At 66.4% G+C, this 16510-nt stretch carries 18 protein-coding genes; 5 read left to right on the forward strand and 13 right to left on the reverse strand.

Annotated features, from left to right (window positions below):
• The first annotated feature begins 60 nt into the window (after positions 1 to 60).
• Positions 61 to 1380: an amino acid permease gene (locus QYM46_RS16000; protein WP_432791751.1), complete on the forward strand. Its 1320-nt coding sequence runs from the start codon at positions 61 to 63 to the stop codon at positions 1378 to 1380.
• 120 nt (positions 1381 to 1500) lie between these two features.
• Here QYM46_RS16000 and QYM46_RS16005 read toward each other — a convergent pair whose 3' ends face one another.
• The 4 genes from QYM46_RS16005 to QYM46_RS16020 form a co-directional block, all read right to left on the reverse strand.
• Positions 1501 to 2652 (reverse strand): hypothetical protein, encoded by a 1152-nt coding sequence (locus QYM46_RS16005; protein WP_432789757.1) that lies wholly within the window; start codon positions 2650 to 2652, stop codon positions 1501 to 1503.
• A gap of 85 nt (positions 2653 to 2737) precedes the next feature.
• Positions 2738 to 3223 (reverse strand): 2-C-methyl-D-erythritol 2,4-cyclodiphosphate synthase, encoded by a 486-nt coding sequence (gene ispF, locus QYM46_RS16010; RefSeq protein WP_432789758.1) that lies wholly within the window; start codon positions 3221 to 3223, stop codon positions 2738 to 2740.
• Complete coding sequence (locus QYM46_RS16015; RefSeq protein WP_432791752.1) at positions 3220 to 4137, reverse strand: IspD/TarI family cytidylyltransferase; 918 nt, start codon at positions 4135 to 4137, stop codon at positions 3220 to 3222. Before QYM46_RS16015 ends, ispF begins: the two co-directional genes overlap by 4 nt.
• The gene (locus tag QYM46_RS16020) at positions 4131 to 4613 is read right to left on the reverse strand and encodes a CarD family transcriptional regulator (RefSeq protein WP_025779034.1); all 483 of its coding nucleotides are present in this window, start codon (positions 4611 to 4613) and stop codon (positions 4131 to 4133) included. The genes QYM46_RS16015 and QYM46_RS16020 overlap by 7 nt, the downstream gene beginning before the upstream one ends.
• 352 nt (positions 4614 to 4965) lie before the next feature.
• Between QYM46_RS16020 and QYM46_RS16025 the strand changes: the two genes are divergently transcribed.
• The gene (locus QYM46_RS16025; RefSeq protein WP_432789759.1) at positions 4966 to 5529 is read left to right on the forward strand and encodes a hypothetical protein; all 564 of its coding nucleotides are present in this window, start codon (positions 4966 to 4968) and stop codon (positions 5527 to 5529) included.
• A gap of 229 nt (positions 5530 to 5758) precedes the next feature.
• Here QYM46_RS16025 and QYM46_RS16030 read toward each other — a convergent pair whose 3' ends face one another.
• Positions 5759 to 6442, reverse strand: coding sequence for a response regulator transcription factor (locus QYM46_RS16030; protein ID WP_039208435.1), 684 nt, complete (start codon positions 6440 to 6442; stop codon positions 5759 to 5761).
• On the reverse strand, positions 6439 to 7911 hold the full coding sequence (locus tag QYM46_RS16035) for a sensor histidine kinase (protein ID WP_432789760.1): 1473 nt from the start codon (positions 7909 to 7911) through the stop codon (positions 6439 to 6441). The genes QYM46_RS16030 and QYM46_RS16035 overlap by 4 nt, the downstream gene beginning before the upstream one ends.
• A 267-nt stretch (positions 7912 to 8178) precedes the next feature.
• On the opposite strand from QYM46_RS16035, the gene phoU reads away from it, so the two are divergent.
• Positions 8179 to 8841, forward strand: a complete 663-nt coding sequence (phoU, locus tag QYM46_RS16040; RefSeq protein WP_025779026.1) for a phosphate signaling complex protein PhoU — start codon at positions 8179 to 8181, stop codon at positions 8839 to 8841.
• 162 nt (positions 8842 to 9003) lie between these two features.
• Here the strand turns inward: phoU and QYM46_RS16045 are convergent, their stop codons facing one another.
• Complete coding sequence (locus QYM46_RS16045; protein WP_169253238.1) at positions 9004 to 9747, reverse strand: phosphoglyceromutase; 744 nt, start codon at positions 9745 to 9747, stop codon at positions 9004 to 9006.
• A 203-nt stretch (positions 9748 to 9950) separates the two neighbouring features.
• Here QYM46_RS16045 and QYM46_RS16050 point away from each other — a divergent pair, with 203 nt between their 5' ends.
• Both QYM46_RS16050 and QYM46_RS16055 read left to right on the forward strand, forming a co-directional pair.
• Entirely contained in the window at positions 9951 to 10994 is a 1044-nt protein-coding gene (locus QYM46_RS16050) for a bile acid:sodium symporter family protein (protein ID WP_248278980.1), read from the forward strand.
• Entirely contained in the window at positions 10991 to 11716 is a 726-nt protein-coding gene (locus QYM46_RS16055; protein ID WP_432789761.1) for a GNAT family N-acetyltransferase, read from the forward strand. Before QYM46_RS16050 ends, QYM46_RS16055 begins: the two co-directional genes overlap by 4 nt.
• A 27-nt stretch (positions 11717 to 11743) precedes the next feature.
• On the opposite strand, the gene QYM46_RS16060 is transcribed toward QYM46_RS16055, so the two are convergent.
• The 6 genes from QYM46_RS16060 to QYM46_RS16085 all read right to left on the reverse strand — a co-directional run bounded on the left by QYM46_RS16060 (position 11744) and on the right by QYM46_RS16085 (position 16497).
• Positions 11744 to 12355, reverse strand: coding sequence for a YbjN domain-containing protein (locus tag QYM46_RS16060; protein ID WP_432789762.1), 612 nt, complete (start codon positions 12353 to 12355; stop codon positions 11744 to 11746).
• A 50-nt stretch (positions 12356 to 12405) separates the two neighbouring features.
• On the reverse strand, positions 12406 to 13761 hold the full coding sequence (locus tag QYM46_RS16065) for a glycosyltransferase (protein ID WP_432789763.1): 1356 nt from the start codon (positions 13759 to 13761) through the stop codon (positions 12406 to 12408).
• Between the two features lie 119 nt (positions 13762 to 13880).
• On the reverse strand, positions 13881 to 14690 hold the full coding sequence (locus QYM46_RS16070; RefSeq protein ID WP_432789764.1) for an alpha/beta fold hydrolase: 810 nt from the start codon (positions 14688 to 14690) through the stop codon (positions 13881 to 13883).
• 73 nt (positions 14691 to 14763) lie between these two features.
• Positions 14764 to 15075, reverse strand: a complete 312-nt coding sequence (locus tag QYM46_RS16075; RefSeq protein ID WP_432789765.1) for a DUF2516 family protein — start codon at positions 15073 to 15075, stop codon at positions 14764 to 14766.
• Positions 15076 to 15268: 193 nt separating this feature from the next.
• Positions 15269 to 15724 carry an AzlD domain-containing protein gene (locus tag QYM46_RS16080; RefSeq protein ID WP_432789766.1) on the reverse strand — a complete coding sequence of 152 codons (456 nt, stop codon included), beginning with the start codon at positions 15722 to 15724 and terminating at the stop codon, positions 15269 to 15271.
• Positions 15721 to 16497, reverse strand: coding sequence for an AzlC family ABC transporter permease (locus tag QYM46_RS16085; RefSeq protein ID WP_432789767.1), 777 nt, complete (start codon positions 16495 to 16497; stop codon positions 15721 to 15723). Before QYM46_RS16085 ends, QYM46_RS16080 begins: the two co-directional genes overlap by 4 nt.
• Positions 16498 to 16510: the final 13 nt, after the last annotated feature.

A 16510-nucleotide genomic window follows, 5' to 3' on the forward strand; every position in this document is an offset into this window, starting at 1 on the left:
TCCGCCTCGGCGCCGTCCACCAGCGACATCGCCGCCACGTCCAACGGCCTCAAGGTGGGCATGAAACCCCGCCACCTGGTGATGATGAGCCTCGGCTCGGCGATCGGCGCAGGTCTCTTCGTCGGCTCCGGTGCCGGTGTGCAGGCCGCGGGTCCTGCCGTGCTCATCTCCTACATCGTCGCGGGCCTCATCGTCATCTTCGTCATGCGGGCCCTGGGCGAACTCGTCGCCGCCGATCCGAATCCGGGTGCGTTCTCGCACTATGCGGGCAAGGCCATGGGCCCGGCCGCGGCCTTCGCCGTCGGTGCTCTGTGGTGGGTGCAGCTGTGCCTCGTCGTCGCCGCCGAGGCCACGGCCGCCGCACAGATCGCGGCCTCCTATATTCCGGCCGTCCCCCAGTGGGTCATCGCCTTGGCGATCATGCTCGTCTTCACCGCGATCAACCTCACCACTTCCGGCAGCTTCGGTGAGTTCGAGTTCTGGTTCTCGCTCATCAAGGTCGCCTTCGTCGTTCTCTTCGTCGTCCTCGGTGCCGCGTACCTGTTCGGGTGGACCCCGGCCGAACCGCCCGCGCAGATCTTCGCCGACGGGTTCATGCCCACCGGCATTTCCGGTATCGCCGCCGGTCTGCTCGTGGTCGCCTTCGCCTTCGGCGGCATCGAGATCGTCGCTGTTGCCGCGGCCGAGACCGCGAACCCCGAACGCAGCGTCTCGCAGGCGATTAAGACGATCGTGTGGCGCATCCTGTTCCTCTACATCGGGTCCGTGGCGATCATCGTCCTCGTCCTCCCGTGGACGGACGACCGCTTGGCCGAGTCCCCGTTCGTCGCCGTCCTCGAGTCCGCAGGGCTGCCGTTCATCGCCTCGCTGCTGGCCGCGGTCATCGTCATCGCGCTGCTGTCGTCGATGAACGCGAACATCTACGGGGCATCCCGGATGTCGTTCTCGATGGCACAGCGGTCCATGCTTCCCAAAGCGCTGGGCCGCACCAATCGCCGCGGTGTGCCCGTGCCTGCGGTGCTGGCCACCTCGGCGTTCGGCTTCGTCGCCGTCGCACTCAATTATTTCTGGGCAGCCGAGGTCCTCGGGGTCCTGCTCAACATCGTCGGCTCGACGCTCATCGTCACCTGGGTCGTCACGCTCGTCTCCCAGATCGTCCTGCGTCGTCGCGCCGAGGCGGCCGGCCGGTCCCTGCCCCTGCGCATGTGGGGCTACCCGTGGCTGTCGTATGTCACCTTGGCCGGCATCGCCGTGATCATCGGGCTCGGCCTGACCGTCGAATCCGTGCGCTTCCAGATCGTCGGCACGCTCATCTTCGTCGTCGCGCTCTACCTCATCGGCCTCGTCGTCACGAAGCGCTACCCAGACGCGAAGGGCTGAGACCGCCCATCACCGCCGCCGAGGCGGCTGTCGGCTTCCGTGCCCGGACCGCGACAGTCTCCCGCGACCGATGTTCAGTCGCAGCCGTCGTCCAATGCGGCCATCTGGAACCGTCGAGCCTCACGTTCCATTCGCGTCCAGCGCGGCGATGAGTTCCTGCAGGGCGTGAGCCGAATCTGCCGATCCCGCCCAGCCGGCGAGCATGTCCCTCGTCTGGCCCACGTGCCGGTTGAAGTGCCTGCCCGCATAGTTCGTGACGTCGATCGGCACGATCCTCTCCAGCGCTGCGAGCACAACGTGTGCGGCGGTGCCGAACACGGCAGCCGGCACCCCGAGGCGGCTCCGCACGGCTTCGGTCGCGGCATCAGCGGGTCGGCCGAGATGCGATTTCAGTGCGGCCCAGTCGCCGTCGCGGATGCTGAGTTCGGCGACGAAGGGAATGAACACCGTCGGCGGCAGCACCACGGCCTCCATCGGCACCGGCAGAACGAGGCGGCCCAGCCCGCGAACAAGCGAACGCACCGCGCCCCTCGGTCCCGCGACGAGGAAACGCGGTGCGCCGGCCGGTGCCCAGAACCTCACTTCGTGCCCGGGTTCGGCTCTTCTGCTGCCCCTTCCGTCGCGTCCGCCGTCTGTGGACACACCTCTGTCGACTTCCCCGGCCCGGCTGTCGGCTGGCCGCACACGTCTGTCGGCCTCCCCAACCCGGTTGCCGGCTGGGCGCACACCGCTGTCGGCTGGGCGCATAACGTCAGCCGGCACACCCGGGTCCAGTCGTTCGGACAGGAACGCGGGTCCGACTATGACGGCTTGGGCACCGGGGAAAACGGCCTGTGCTCGCTCGAGGTCTCCTTCGACCTGGCTCGTCGTCGCAATGAACGCGGGTGAGATATCCCGAATCGCTGCGACCACCTCAGCGTCGAGATCACCCGGTCGAGTCGTGAGGACGATGAGGTCCCAGATCCCATCAGCGGCAGCAGCAATCCAGTCTGTGATCGTCACCCGCCGAGTCGCGGCCACGCGGGTCACCGACCAGCCATCGCTCGAACTCGCTCGTCCGCCATCGGCTCGCCCGCGTCCTCCCGAACAGCTGCTGCGTCGGGAGCCCACCTGGCCCGAATCGGTCGGATCGGCGATGCTCACGCGTCGCGGAAAGGCCGCCCGCCCGTCGGCGCCGGGCGAGCGGGAGACAACGGCGACCTCGTGAGCGTCGGTGAAGAGCGCGGCTCCGGCGAGGCCGACGGCACCGGCTCCCTGGAAGAGGACTCTCACTGCTGGCTCTCCTCATTCAGCTCTCGTGACTCAGCTCTCGTGGCTCAGTTCGAATGATCAGGTCGAATAGATAGGATCGGGCAGATCAGCGAGGGTGGATCAGCGCGGTGGCGATGGCCGCGACTCCTTCGCTGCGGCCGGTCAGCCCGAGGCCGTCCGAGGTGGTGCCCGATACCGATACCGGTGCGCCTGCTGCCGCCGACAGTGCCTGCTGGGCTTCTGTACGACGCGTGCCGATCTTCGGCCGGTTGCCGATCACCTGAACGGAGATGTTTCCGATCTCGAAGCCTGCCTCGCGGACGATGCGGGCCGCCTCGGCGAGCAGCGCCGAACCCGAGGCACCGGCGAATTCCGGGCGGTCGACGCCGAAGTGCTCACCGAGGTCGCCGAGCCCCGCGGCGGAGAACAAAGCGTCGCAGCACGCGTGGGCGGCCACGTCGGAGTCCGAGTGTCCTTCGAGTCCGGTCTCGCCCGGCCACAGCAGTCCCGCAACCCACAGCGCGCGTGCGGGGTCGACAGCGAAGGCATGGACATCGACGCCGGTACCGATGCGGGGAATGATCTGATTCATCGTGGTTCCTTCGCCGAATCCAACGTATCTGCTCCAGGGACCGCAGCTCCGTCACGCATTCGGGCGAGCTGTTCCGCAAGGACGAGGTCGAGCGGATAGGTGATCTTCAGCGCCTCGTCGTCACCGTCGACGGCGACGATGTCGACACCGAGGCGTTCCACCAGCCCCGCATCGTCCGTCGGAAGCACACTGCCCACCCGGCCGACACCATCGGTTGGGTGGGCGCCATCGGTCGAGCCATGGTCATCGATAGTGCCGGAGCCTTCCGCAGTGCCGGAGCCTTCGGCTGCAAACTTGGCATAGGCCCGCCGGAGCACCTCGGCGCGGAATCCTTGAGGCGTCTGAACCCGTCGCAGCTCGGCCCGGTCCAGATCTCCCCGCACCACTGCATGAGCACCATTGCTCACAGCCCTCACAATCCCCTCGGAAGCGCCATCCACATTCGGCCTCACACCCGCCGCCGGGTCCGAAACGACCTGCCTGACGGTATCGATCATCGGCAGGACAGGGACGACCGCCTCGGCGCCGGATCGCAGCGCGGCAACGACTCGGGCGAACACATCGGGCGGGGTCAGGCACCTCGCCGCATCATGAACGAGAACGTAGTCCGCGACACGCTCACGTTTCAAGGCCGTTTGCACTGAGGAAATGCGATCCTCTCCTCCTGCTACGGCTGTAATTGAAATTTCGCATTTCTGTTCTGCTGCCACTTCGGCGATTTCTTCACGTGCGCGCATAAGAAACTCCTCGGGAGCGACCACCACGATTGTGGAGGCGACTCCCGAGGAGATGACCGTCTCAAGGCTGCGAGCCAGAACTGTCCGTCCATTCACATGGACGAAGGCCTTCGGCTCACTGTTGCCCAGACGAGATCCCGACCCTGCGGCCGGGATGATGACACAGGTGCTCAGGATGCGAGCACTTCGTCCAGCAGAGCTTCCGCCTCGGACTCTTCCTTCTTCTCGGCCAGTGCGAGTTCGGAGACGAGGATCTGGCGGGCCTTGGAGAGCATGCGCTTCTCACCGGTCGACAGGCCGCGGTCCTGCTCGCGACGCCACAGATCGCGGACGACCTCGGCAACCTTGATGACGTCACCGGACTGCAGCTTCTCAACATTGGCCTTGTACCGGCGGGACCAGTTCGCAGGCTCTTCGACGAATTCGGCACGCAGGACGTTGAAGACCTTCTCAACGCCTTCTTCACCGACGACGTCTCGCACACCGACCAGATCGCAGTTCTCTGCGGGGACCTCGATCACGAGATCGCCATGCGCGACCTGGAGCTTGAGATACAGCTTCTCCTCACCTTTGATGGCACGTTTCTTGATTTCTTGGATTGTCGCTGCACCGTGATGTGGATAGACAACAGTGTCGCCGACCTGGAAACTCATATTCTCTTCAAACCCCTTTCGCGGAATCCCAGTTTACCATGAGGCTCGCCACAGAAATCGTTCAGGGCAGCGATTCTTCATGCTAGGCTCCGCCCCTGACTCGCACTGCGATCGAGCCCATTGCCGCCTCTGTCAGCGAGAACATCGGGAGAGGACGCAGTGCCTTCATGCTCGAACATGGACCTCGACCGACTGCGATGCGGGAGGGACGTCGCTCGCTCTTCACCGAATCTTCAGCCGCGACGCGCCCGGGCGATGCAGAACCTCTGCGTCTCCGACCGCCCGGTTCTACAGCGGGTCAAAAACCGGGTAGTATACAGACTGATCTTGTATTGCCACTTCAAGGAGCATAATGAAACGGCACAACCGCGCGGCTCTCGCCGTTGCCGCACTCGCTCTCGTTATCCCCGTCAGCGGATGTGCAAGCCTGCTGTCTCCCCATCAGACCGCCGAATACCACTACAACGGCGGCGATGGAGCCTCGGGAGCCGTCGGCGACGTCGAGGTCCGTGGGCTCATGCTCATCACGGACAAGGAAAGCTCCGGTCCGGCGCAGCTGTTCTTCACCCTCATCAACAAGGGTGACTCCACCGCCAAGGTGTCCATCGAGGTCGCAGGCACCACGGTGAGCGAATCGATCAAGGCCGGCGACACCTTCGTCCAGGACCCGATGAGCCCCGAGACGTCGTCCAAGGAAGTCGTCACCGTCGACAGCCTTGAGGCGGAGCCCGGCGATCTCGTCGACATCACCGTCAAGAACGGCGGTGAGGAGAAGGTCATCGAGACCCAGCTCCTCACCGATGTCCTGCCGTACTACGACGAGTACGTGCCGTCGGATGCGCCGTCCGAGTCTCCGTCCGATATGCCCAGCGAGGACGCCGGCGCAGCAGAGGGAACCGCAGCGGCCAACGGCTGATCAGCACTCTCTGCACACACAGCGCGAGAGCACAGAAAGCACAGAAGGAGCCGCTCACTTGATGTGAGCGGCTCCTTCTGTGCTCATGTCCGGCCGGTCGGTCCCGACCTCACGATCCCGCGGTCCCGACCCTTACGATCCCAGCCCCGCCGGCACAGGGCCTCACGATTCCGGCCGGCTGCGCCCGGCCTCGCCTGCACAGAAACTCAGGCTTCGCCGGTCGGTTTCCTCAGGCCTCGAACTTGTACCCGAGTCCGCGCACCGTGGTGAGCAGGCGCGGTTCTGAGGGGTTCTCCTCGATCTTCGCGCGCAGTCGTTTGACGTGGACGTCGAGCGTTTTCGTATCGCCCACGTAGTCCTCGCCCCAGATCCGGTCGATGAGCTGACCGCGGGTCATCACGCGGCCGGAGTTGCGCACGAGGATCTCGAGGAGCTCGAACTCCTTGAGCGGCATGGACTGCTCTTCACCGCGCACAGATACGACGTGGCGTTCGACGTCGATGCGCACTCCCCCGGCCTCGAGCACGGACTCGTCCTCGAACTCCTCGGTCTCGACATTGCGTCGCAGCACCGCCCGCACACGAGCCAGCAGCTCACGTGAGGAGTACGGCTTCGTCACATAGTCATCGGCGCCGAGCTCGAGCCCTACGACCTTGTCAATCTCCGAATCCTTGGCCGTGAGCATGATGATCGGCACATTGGATTTCGCCCGCAGTTCGCGGCACACCTCGGTGCCGGACGCGCCGGGCAGCATGAGGTCGAGCAGGACCAGATCGGCGCCGGTGCGGTCGAACTCCGCCAGAGCCTTGAGCCCGTCATCGGCGACCGTCACCTCGTACCCTTCCTTACCGAGCAGGTACGACAGCGGGTCCGAGAACGAATCTTCGTCCTCGACAAGCAGAATACGAGTCACGTTGTGAGCTTCCTTTGTTCGCTTTCTTCGGTCAGATCCTTGGATGGGTCGGCGGTCGCCCCGCCGTCTCCATTATCACCGGCGGGCTTGCCGCTGTCGTCGGCCGGGTCGTCCGCATCGGAGGCGGCGGTGCCGCTCCCGTCGTCATCCGCCGAGGCAGTGCCGTGCCCGTCGTCACCCGCCGAGGCAGTGCCGTGCCCGTCGTCACCCGCCGAGGCGGTGCCGTGCCCGTCGTCATCCGCCGAGGCGGTCCCGTCCTCCCCTGTCGACGCGACTCCGGTCGAATCTGCGGAGTGTTCGATGAGCACCCCGGCCGGTGCCGAATCGGTGGCGGCGGCATCGGCTGCGGTTCCGGCCAGCGGGAGGACGATCGTGAACGTCGATCCCTTGTTCAGTCGGCTCCACACGCGCACTTCACCGCCATGGGTGGCGACGATGTGCTTGACGATGCTCAGGCCCAGCCCCGTGCCTCCGGTGATCCGGGAGCGAGCCGGGTCGACCCGGTAGAAGCGTTCGAAGACGCGCTCGGTGTCCTGAGCGGTCATGCCGATGCCCTGGTCGGTCACGGCGATCTCGATGCGCTCGTCGACGAGGTCGACTCCGACGCCGACTCGAGTGCCCTCCGGCGAGTAGTTCACGGCATTGTCGATGAGGTTGCGCACCGCATTGACGAGCAGTTCGTAGTTGCCTTCGATGAGCAGGTCGCTCGGCGGGGAGACCTCGATGTGGATGTTCTTGCCCTCCGCCCCGGTCCGGGCACGGTCAGCGGCATCGTCGACCACCTCGGCGACGGAGATCTTCTCGGTCGTCGCGGGAGCGGCGTGGTCCTGGACGCGGGAGAGGTCGATGATCTCCTGCACCAGCTGAGTCAGCCTCTTCGACTCCCGCTGCATTCTCCCGCCGAAGCGCTCGACTGCGGCGGGGTCATCGGCGAAGTCGGTGACAGCCTCGGCGAGCAGAGCCATCGCACCGATCGGCGTCTTGAGTTCATGGGACACGTTGGCGACGAAGTCGCGGCGGACGGCGTCGACGCGTTTGGATTCGGTCTGGTCGTCGCAGAGGACGAGGACGAAGGAGGTTCCCAGGGGCGCGACGCGGGCGTGGAGGTAGCGGAGCACGGATTCGGAGTTCTCCCGTGTCTGCTCGAGGTCGATCTCTTCGATGAGACCGCGGGCGCGCACGCGGCCGACGACTCTCAGCATCTCCGGCGAGGCGAGCGAATGACCTCTGACCAGGCCGAACGTGTACGCGGCCGGGGAGGCTTTGACCACATCGTCACCGGCGTCGATGACGATGGCGGCCGAGGACAGAACGGCGAGCACCTCGGCGATTCCCTCGGGCAGGTCGTCCTCCGAATGCAGATCGGCAGCATCGCGGGAGCGTTCGCTGAATCGGAACGCAAGAATTCCCGCAATACCCAGGCCCAGGCCGACGACGCCGGTCAGGACCGCCACGACTAACAGATCCACAGCCTCAAGCTTAGGCGGTGTCCACCGCCCCGGCGCACCGAATTCACTTCTGCTGACAGTATTTGCCGAGGAATTCACCTTCTCGTCTGGAGTCGTTCACTCGATCATGCGAAGCTGACGTCTGTGTGCCTGCGTTCCCCGTCGTTCCTGCCCTCTGCTTTCCCCCGCTGAGGGTGCGGACCGGAATCGCGGGCACCCCACAGGCCGCCAAGCACCGCCGACAGTCACTCCCGATTGTCACGATCAAGAGTTAGGGAACCGCAGTTCATGCGCGAAGTCTTCAGAAACGAATTGGATGATCTGGCCACCCAGCTGGTCGGCATGTCCACCAAGGTCCTCGACGCCATCCGCCTGGCCAATCAGGCGCTGCATTCGAATGATCTCGAGCTGGCCGAGCAGGTCATCGAGGCCGACTCCGTCATCGACAACATGCAGTTCACCCTCGATCAGCAGGCCGCCGAGATGCTTGCCCTGCAGGCTCCGGTGGCTGCGGATCTGCGCGCCGTCATCGGCTCCCTGCGGATGTCGGCATCGCTCGAGCGCATGGGCGACCTCGCCCGTCACATCGCCCAGCAGGTGCGCATCCGCTATCCGGAGTCCGCGATCCCCGAAGGCTTCGAATCCGTGTTCTCGCGGATGGGCGAATCCGGTGACAAGATCGCCGAGGCGACGCAGAGCCTGCTCTCGAACCCCGGACTGACCGATGTGCCCACGATCAACGCCATCGACGAGGAGCTCGACGAACTCCACTTGAGCGTGTTCGGGAAGCTCGGCGAGGCTCCGGCCGGTTCGCTGGCTCCCCGCCATATCGCCGATGTCACCCTGCTCTCGCGCTACTACGAACGTTTCGGTGATCACGCGGTGTCCGTGTCGCAGAAGGTCGAGTACCTGCTCACCGGCAACTGGGAGCCCTACCTGTCGAAGAAGTGAGGCCCGCGTCGCACGGACTCGCGCACGCACGCGCAGACCGGGCAGACCGCGCAGACGACGATCGCCGAGGTGGTTCTTCCACCTCGGCGATCGTCGTCTGTGTCCGGCTCAGCGACTGTGTCCGGTTCAGCGTCTGTGTCCGGCTCAGCGTCTGTGTCCGGCTCAGCGTCCCTGGTTGGCGACTTGGCCGATCGCTGCCGCGGCCGCCTCGGCGTCGAGGTACGTGCCGCCGGGGGTGACCGGAGTGAAATCCTCGGTGAGTTCGTAGTGCAGCGGAATGCCGGTGGGGATATTCAACCCCGTGATGTCGGCATCGGAGATCCCGTCGAGGTGCTTGACCAGTGCGCGCAGCGAGTTGCCGTGGGCGGCCACGAGCACGGTCTTGCCGACGGTGAGTTCGGGCACGAGGGTGTCGTACCAGTAGGGCAGGAGGCGGTCGATGACGTCGGCGAGGCATTCGGTGCGGGGCAGCGCATCGCCGAGGTTGGCGTAGCGGGCTTCACCGGCCTGCGAGAATTCCGAGCTGTCGGCCAGTGCCGGAGGCGGGGTGTCGAAGGAGCGGCGCCAGGTCATGAACTGCTCTTCGCCGAACTCGTCGCGGATCTCCTTCTTGTTCTTGCCCTGCAGTGCGCCGTAGTGGCGTTCGTTCAGCCGCCAGCTGCGGTGGACGTCGAGCCAGGACAGGTCGGCGGCTTCGAGCGCGATGTTCGCAGTCAGGATCGCGCGCTTGAGCCGCGAGGTATAGACGACATCGGGGATGAGGCTTTTTTCCCGCAGCAGCTCACCGGCGCGTTTGCCTTCGGCACGGCCTTTGTCAGTCAGGGTCACGTCGACCCATCCGGTGAACAGATTCTTCTGGTTCCATTCGCTTTCGCCGTGGCGCAGCAGGATGAGGTTATACGTCATGGCTCCATTTTGACACGACCGCTCCGATGGGGCCGCCGGCGACCGTCGTCGCCAGCGGCCCTCTCCCCGCAGACACAGTCTTCGCTGTCCGGCCGCAGACAAGGTCATGTCTCCCCGCAGACAGGGTCTGTCAGGCCGCAGACAGGGTCTCAATGTCTGGGCATGTGTCTCGCATGACAATATGAGCGGAGTAGTCTGTACCCATGTCACACACGCCAGCACACCAGGCTTCCGGGGGCACTGCCGCTCCCGCCGCCGACCGCAGTTCGATCATCGCTGTCACGGCCCTGCCGGTCCTCGTCGTCATTGCGGGGGTGCTCGGGTTCCTGCTGCCCGATGCCTTCACGCCGCTGGCCCCGTCGATCACGTGGGCGCTCGGCGTGGTCATGTTCTTCATGGGGCTGACCCTGACGCTGCCCGACTTCGCTCGCATCGCCAAGCGGCCGTGGATTGCGGTGCTCGGCGTCGTCACTCAGTTCGTGGCGATGCCGCTGCTCGGCCTCCTCGTCGTGACCGTGTATTCACTTCCTCCCGAGATCGCCGTCGGTGTCATCCTCGTCGGCTGCGCGCCCGGCGGCACCGCGTCGAACGTCGTGACCTATCTGGCGAAGGGCGACACGGCGCTGTCGGTGTCGATCACGACCCTGTCGACGCTGTGCGCTCCCGTGCTCACCCCGCTGCTGACCCTGTGGCTGGCGGGCTCGTATATGGACGTGCCCTTCTGGTCGATGTTCGTCTCGATCTGCCAGACCGTGCTCGTGCCGGTCATCGTCGGCGTCCTCGTCCGAGTGCTCGCGTCGAAGTTCGTCGACACGATCTCGCCCGTGCTGCCATGGCTCGCCTCGATCGCCATCGCCTACATCGTCGCGATCGTCGTGGCCGGCTCGGCGGGTTCGATCGCCACAGCCGGTGTGCTCGTTCTGTTGGCCGTCGTCACACACAATCTGCTCGGACTGGGCATCGGCTACGGTGTGGCCACGGCCTGCCGTCTCGACACCCCGACGCGACGTGCGCTGTCCTTCGAAGTCGGACTCCAGAACTCCGGTCTCGCCTCGACGTTGGCCACCACGTACTTCTCGCCGCTCGCCGCACTGCCCGGGGCGGTATTCAGCGTGTGGCACAACGTCTCCGGCGCAGTGGTCGCCTCCCTCTTCGCTCGTCGCCCCTACGGCAAGCCGCCGGTCGATGCGCCCGACCATGATCCTGCAGCCGCGAGTGCGTCATCGGCGGAAACCACGGGCCGATGACCGCCGAGGCGACCGCGCACGAGGGCCGATCGGGCCGAGGCTTCGACGGCTTCTCCCCGGAGACCCTGGTGTCGGCCGGCCGGACGTTCACCATCCGCCGCGCCACCGAGGCCGATGTGCCGGCGCTTGTGGCACTGCTGCGCGATGACGTCCTCGGAGCTGCCCGCGAGACCGGAGCTGCCCGCGAGACCGGCGCCGCTGCGGTCGGCCGTGCGGGAGCCGCGTCTGGTTCCGCCCCTGCCTCCCCCGGCGCCGAGGAGACAGACCCCTATGCTCGCGCCTTCGCACTCATCGATGCCGATCCCAACCAACTCCTCGTCGCCGTCACCGAAGCCGCTGGCCAGCCCGACTCCGCAGGTCAGGCCGAAGCCGTGGGCCAGCCCGACTCCGCTGGACAAGCCGACACTGCGGGGCACGCCGATCCTACGGATCACATCCACGCCGACTCGACCATCGTCGGCACCCTGCAGCTGAGTCTGCTGCCCAGCCTGTCTCGCCAAGGTACTCTTCGTCTGCAGATCGAAGCGGTGCGCATCGGTGCCGCGGCTCAGGGAGTGGGGCTCGGGACAGCGGTGTTCGAATGGGCTCACGAATGCGGACGTCGCTTCGGCGCCGGACTCGCTCAGCTCACAACCGACAAGTCACGCACCGACGCACAGCGCTTCTATGACCGGCTCGGCTATGTCGCCAGCCATGAGGGAATGAAGCGCCCGCTCGACTGAGTTCGCCGCACTCATGAGCTCGGGCCCTTACTCTCCCTTACTCTCCCGATCGGCCGACGCCGCCGGAGATTCAGGACCCTCCCGATCGGCCGACACCGCCGGAGGTTCGGGATCGGCGTCGCCGAAGGTGCCGATGAATTCGTTGTCCTCCCCGCTGAGCACCTTCTCGAACGCCGCAAGGTTGCGCGTCGACTCACCCCGACCGACCCTCCAGGCCCATTCCTTCTTCATCCCCGTGAGGAATCCGATGAGGAGGAGTTCGTTGAACGAGGAATCCGCCGTGGCGAGCATGGCACCGAGCAGCCCGTCGAGCTCATCGAGCAGATGCTCGCGTGGCACGCTCGCCCGCAGATAGACATCGCCGAGGCTGTCGATCGCAAACGACACCGGCCCGGGCCTGAGGTTCTTCTGCAGCAGCCACCGATTGAATTCGGCCGAGTTCTCATCGGGATGACGGATGACGAAAGCCTGCAGATGGGCGGTGCGAGCGAAGACGCTGATCGCCACGTTCGTCTTGAGCTTCTTCTCCCCCGGCAGGGTGACGACGATCTCCGTGTCCTCGATCGAGTCCACGGGGACCTCGTTGTTCTCGGCCCAGCTGCGCACTCCGGTCAGGATCGCCTCGGTGTCGGTGCTCATGCTCTCACGTCCTTCGCTCGGCTCTCGTGCTCACCGCCGACTCTAGTCCCTCAGCACGCTCCCAGCGCGTCCGACTTCCGAGATGATGCACCGGAGCTCTCCGGCACGGCATCGAGGACGACGGCGACGGTCCGACCCCAATCGAAGCGTTGGGCGCGGTCGACGGCGTGACCGGCGAGATCCGCCCGAAGCTGCGTGTCCTCGAGCAGGGTTTCGATGGCCGTCGCCCAGTGGTGGGGGTTGTGATCGGCGATGAGCAGTCCCGAATGTCCGTGTTCGACGATCTCCGGGAGTCCACCCACCGCCGAGGCGATCGCCGGCAGCCCTGAAGCGGCTGCCTCGGCGGCCACGAGTCCGAAGGATTCGCTGCGGGAGGGGACGATGAGCACGTCCGCGGCCCGGTAGTAGTCGACGAGGATGCGGGAGGGTACGGGCGGGCGGACCTCGACGCTGGGTTCGTTCCCGATCGCCGTGGTCAGCTCCCGCAGATACGCCGAGGAGGGGCGGACCGCTCCTCCGCCTGCTTCGACACCTGCCCCCGAGGCGGCGCCGAGGAGGATTCCGCGGGTTCGAGAAGCCAGGTGGGGGTTGCGTTCCCGCAGTTCGGCCAGGGCGTCGACGGCGACGTCCGTGCCCTTGATGAACTGCATCCGCCCGACGTAGAGGACGATCGCCTCGTTCGCGGCGAATCCCAGACGCTCGCGCGCGTCCGCCTGAGCGCCCGGTGTGTATAGGGCATGGTCGACCCCTGGTCGGGCGACGACGACCGAGTCGGGATCGGCGTGGAGTTCGGTCACGAGGTCGCGGCGCTCGGCAGGGGTGGCCGCGACGAGCAGGTCGGCCTGCGCGGCGATGCGTCCTTCGGCGTCGAGTCTCTGGGGCCGTTCGTGGCTGGTCTCAGAATCGCGGTTCTTCACGGCACCGATCGTGTGCATGCTCACCGCAATCGGCGCCCGCACTGCTCTGCCCTGCCCCAGCACGCCAGCGGACTCGGGGCCGAACTCGGGGCCGAACTCGGGGTCGGAGTCGTCGGCGATGTCACGGGCGCGCAGGGCCGCCTCGGCGGAGATCCAATAGTGGGTCCAGATCAGATCGGCGGCGCAGAAGTCGGGGTGGACCGTGAGCAGTTCGGCGAGTTCGTCGATCGCATCGGCGAGTTCGTCCTTCGTCGCAGCGCCGACCGGCAGGTGGTGGAGGGTGATGGATTCGGTGATCTCCAGCTTCGTGTCCGCGCTGGCTCCCGTGCCGTCGAGCCCGCCGGGGTCGGCGGTGAATACGTCGACTGGGTGTCCGGCCGCGGCGAGCGCGCGCACGGATTGGTCGACATAGACGTTCATCCCTCCGGCATCGCCCTGGCCGGGTTGGGCGACGGGCGAGGTGTGTAGGGAGAGGACGGAGATGCGCACGGAGACAGTCTAGCCAACGACCTCGGCCGGGTGACCAGTCGAAGCCGGTCCTTTACCGAAGCCAGTCCCTCACCGAAGCGAGCCCTTCACCGAAGCCAGTCCCTCACCGAAGCCGGCGCCTAATCGAAGAAGGTGCCGAGGATGCGCCGCACGTCGTGTCGTCCGCGCCACAGGATCGATCCGGCGGGGAGCACCTCGAGTCGGGAGGTCGGAATCGCACGGTGGATGTCCTCGGCGACGGCGACCGGGTGCGCCGGGTCGTCTTCGTGGGTGAGCACGAGGACGTCGCCGGGGAAGGAGCGCAGATTCTCGGCGGCGACGTCGGTGTCCGCGACGGCGTTTTCGAGGCCGAGTCCGAGCCCGTCGGACATGTCGGTGCGGACGAGGTTCTCGGCCTTCGCCTTCGTCCAGGCCCGGGCGGGAAGCATCTGGGCCACCTCGGCGGGCTCGCGGGAGAGCATGAGTTCAACGATGCCGTCGATGTCCTCATCGGCGACGAGGCGACGCAGTCTCTCCAGGTAGGAGCGGTTGGCGGCGGCCACCTCGGCGGGGAATCCGGTGAAGGAGGCGGGGAGGACGAGGGCGACCTTCTCGAGGTCGCGGGTCACGGGGTGGGCGATGCTGAGCAGGTGGAGGAGCCCGCCGGCGGACATCGACACGCCCAGCGCTCGGCTCGCCGAGGTGGCGCTCACAGCGTCGGCGAGCACTTCGGCGATCTGCGGGTAGGTCCACCCGGGGCCGGGTGAGGGTCGGCCGCCGTGTCCGGGCAGGTGGAGGAAGTGGCGGGTGCCGGTGACGCCGGTGCCGAAGGGGCGGGTGTCGCGGATCGCGCCGGCGAATCCGTGGCCGAAGAGGGTGTGCGGGTCGCCGGTTCCGAACGTGGCGATGTAGCCGGATTCGGGGCCCGGCAGGTTGAGGTCGGTGCTCATAGGGCGAGTCTAGTCAGCGTGTGCTGGGCGCTTGCCGATCGGGTCCGCGAAGCCCGTTGCGGCGTCAAGCCGGTCAGCGTTTGCGGTAGCGCGGGTCGACGGCGCGGACCTTCGGGCGCACGTCGGTGAGGTAGACGATGCCGGCGACGAGGGCGATGATGTTGAGGAAGATCATGCTCATGCCCATCGGCGGCAGGGCGATGAGGGCGAGCGCGAGTCCGACGCCGAGGAGGATGACCCAGAACTTCTTGCTCTGCTTGTCCACGGCGCGGTAGTTCTCGTCCTTGAAGCGGAGGCAGTCGATGAACGCCCAGAGTTGGACGATGAATGCGGCCACCGTCAGTGCCAGAAAGACGAGACGCTGAAAGCCCGCGAGGTATTCCATGGTCCCAGCCTAGCAATCTCGGGCTGTCGGGGCAGTTCCGGGCGGGAGATCCTCGGCAATTGCCCACCCGCATCCCACGGCTTTCACAGTGGGTGGGCGCTGCCTCGAGGCCGCAGTCGGCAGGTGCCGTCCCACATTTGCGGTGGCGGCTCGATTCCTCGCGACCGCAGTCAGCGGGTGCCGCCGCCCCTGCTCAGAGGATCCCGGTCGTGCGGATGAGCGCGCACACGGCCATGCCGATGACCACAGCGAGCAGCATCGGCACACGCAGGATCGCGGCAAGCACGCCGGCGCCGACCCCGAGGAGGCGCGCCGGATCGGCGATGTCCGTGCCGTCGAAGACCGCGGTCGTGGCGAATACGGCGCCGATGAGCACGACCGTGGCCCGGTCCATCCACATCGTCACGCGTTCGGTCGAGTCGGCGGGATCTGAAGGTTCGACGGGTGTACCCGGCTCGACGGGCGTGGCAGTCTCAGCGGGCGTGGCGGGTGCGGATTCGGAGGGCAGAGTCCCCACCGAGGCGGCCGTCGGGGTGCGCCGACGCCCCTTCGTGGCGATGGCCGCTCCCACCTTCACCCCGGCGAAGCGCATGAGATAGGTTCCGAGGCTGAGCCCGGCCAGGGCGATGAGGAAGCTGACGGCGCTCATCGCGTTCCCTCCCCTCGAGTCGCGGATTGCGAGTGGTCGGCGCTGTGCTGGTCCGCATCGCTGCCTCCGGACCGGCGGCGACGGAGGAACGAGCGCACCGCCCAGCCGGCGGCGACGAAGACGAACACGGACAGCGAGGTCACTGCCCCCAGGCCGAGCGGCAGCAGCGGGGTCAGTCCCACGGCGATGAGGATGCCGATGACGGTCAGCGAGAGTGTGACCCGGTTCTTCAGAACCCCCCGGATGAGGCAGAAGAGGATGATGGGGAAAGCCGCGTCGAGGCCGAGCAGGTCCGCATTGATGACGTTGCCCAGCCACTGTCCGACCATGGCACCGCCGGGCCACATGATCGCGATCGCCGCTCCCATGAGCAGGAATGCGTGCCACTTCGCGCGGTCATTGTGCGCGGTACGCGAGATCGCGGTGGATTCGTCGTTGATCCAATGGGAGGCGATGAGTGCACGCCAGTCCTGCGGGAAGAAGGGGCCGACGGCAATGCCGAACGCGAAGTTCCGGGAGTTGACGAGGAGTCCTGCGAGCACCGCAAGGATCGGTGCGCCGCCGGCGGCGATGACGCCGACGAAGGTGAATTCGGCGGCGCCGCCGAGTGCGAACATCGCCAACAGCAGCGTCTGCCACCAGGCGAATCCGGAGACCGCGGAGATCGCACCGTACGACAGCGCGACGGCGATGATCGTGACGGTGACGATGGCCACCGCGCGATACATCGAACCAGGCAGCACCCGATCAGTCGTGCGAAATAATGAACTCATGTTCTATACAGTG

It is taken from the genome of Brevibacterium sp. K11IcPPYGO002 (genome assembly GCF_050920635.1).
GTDB lineage: Bacteria > Actinomycetota > Actinomycetes > Actinomycetales > Brevibacteriaceae > Brevibacterium.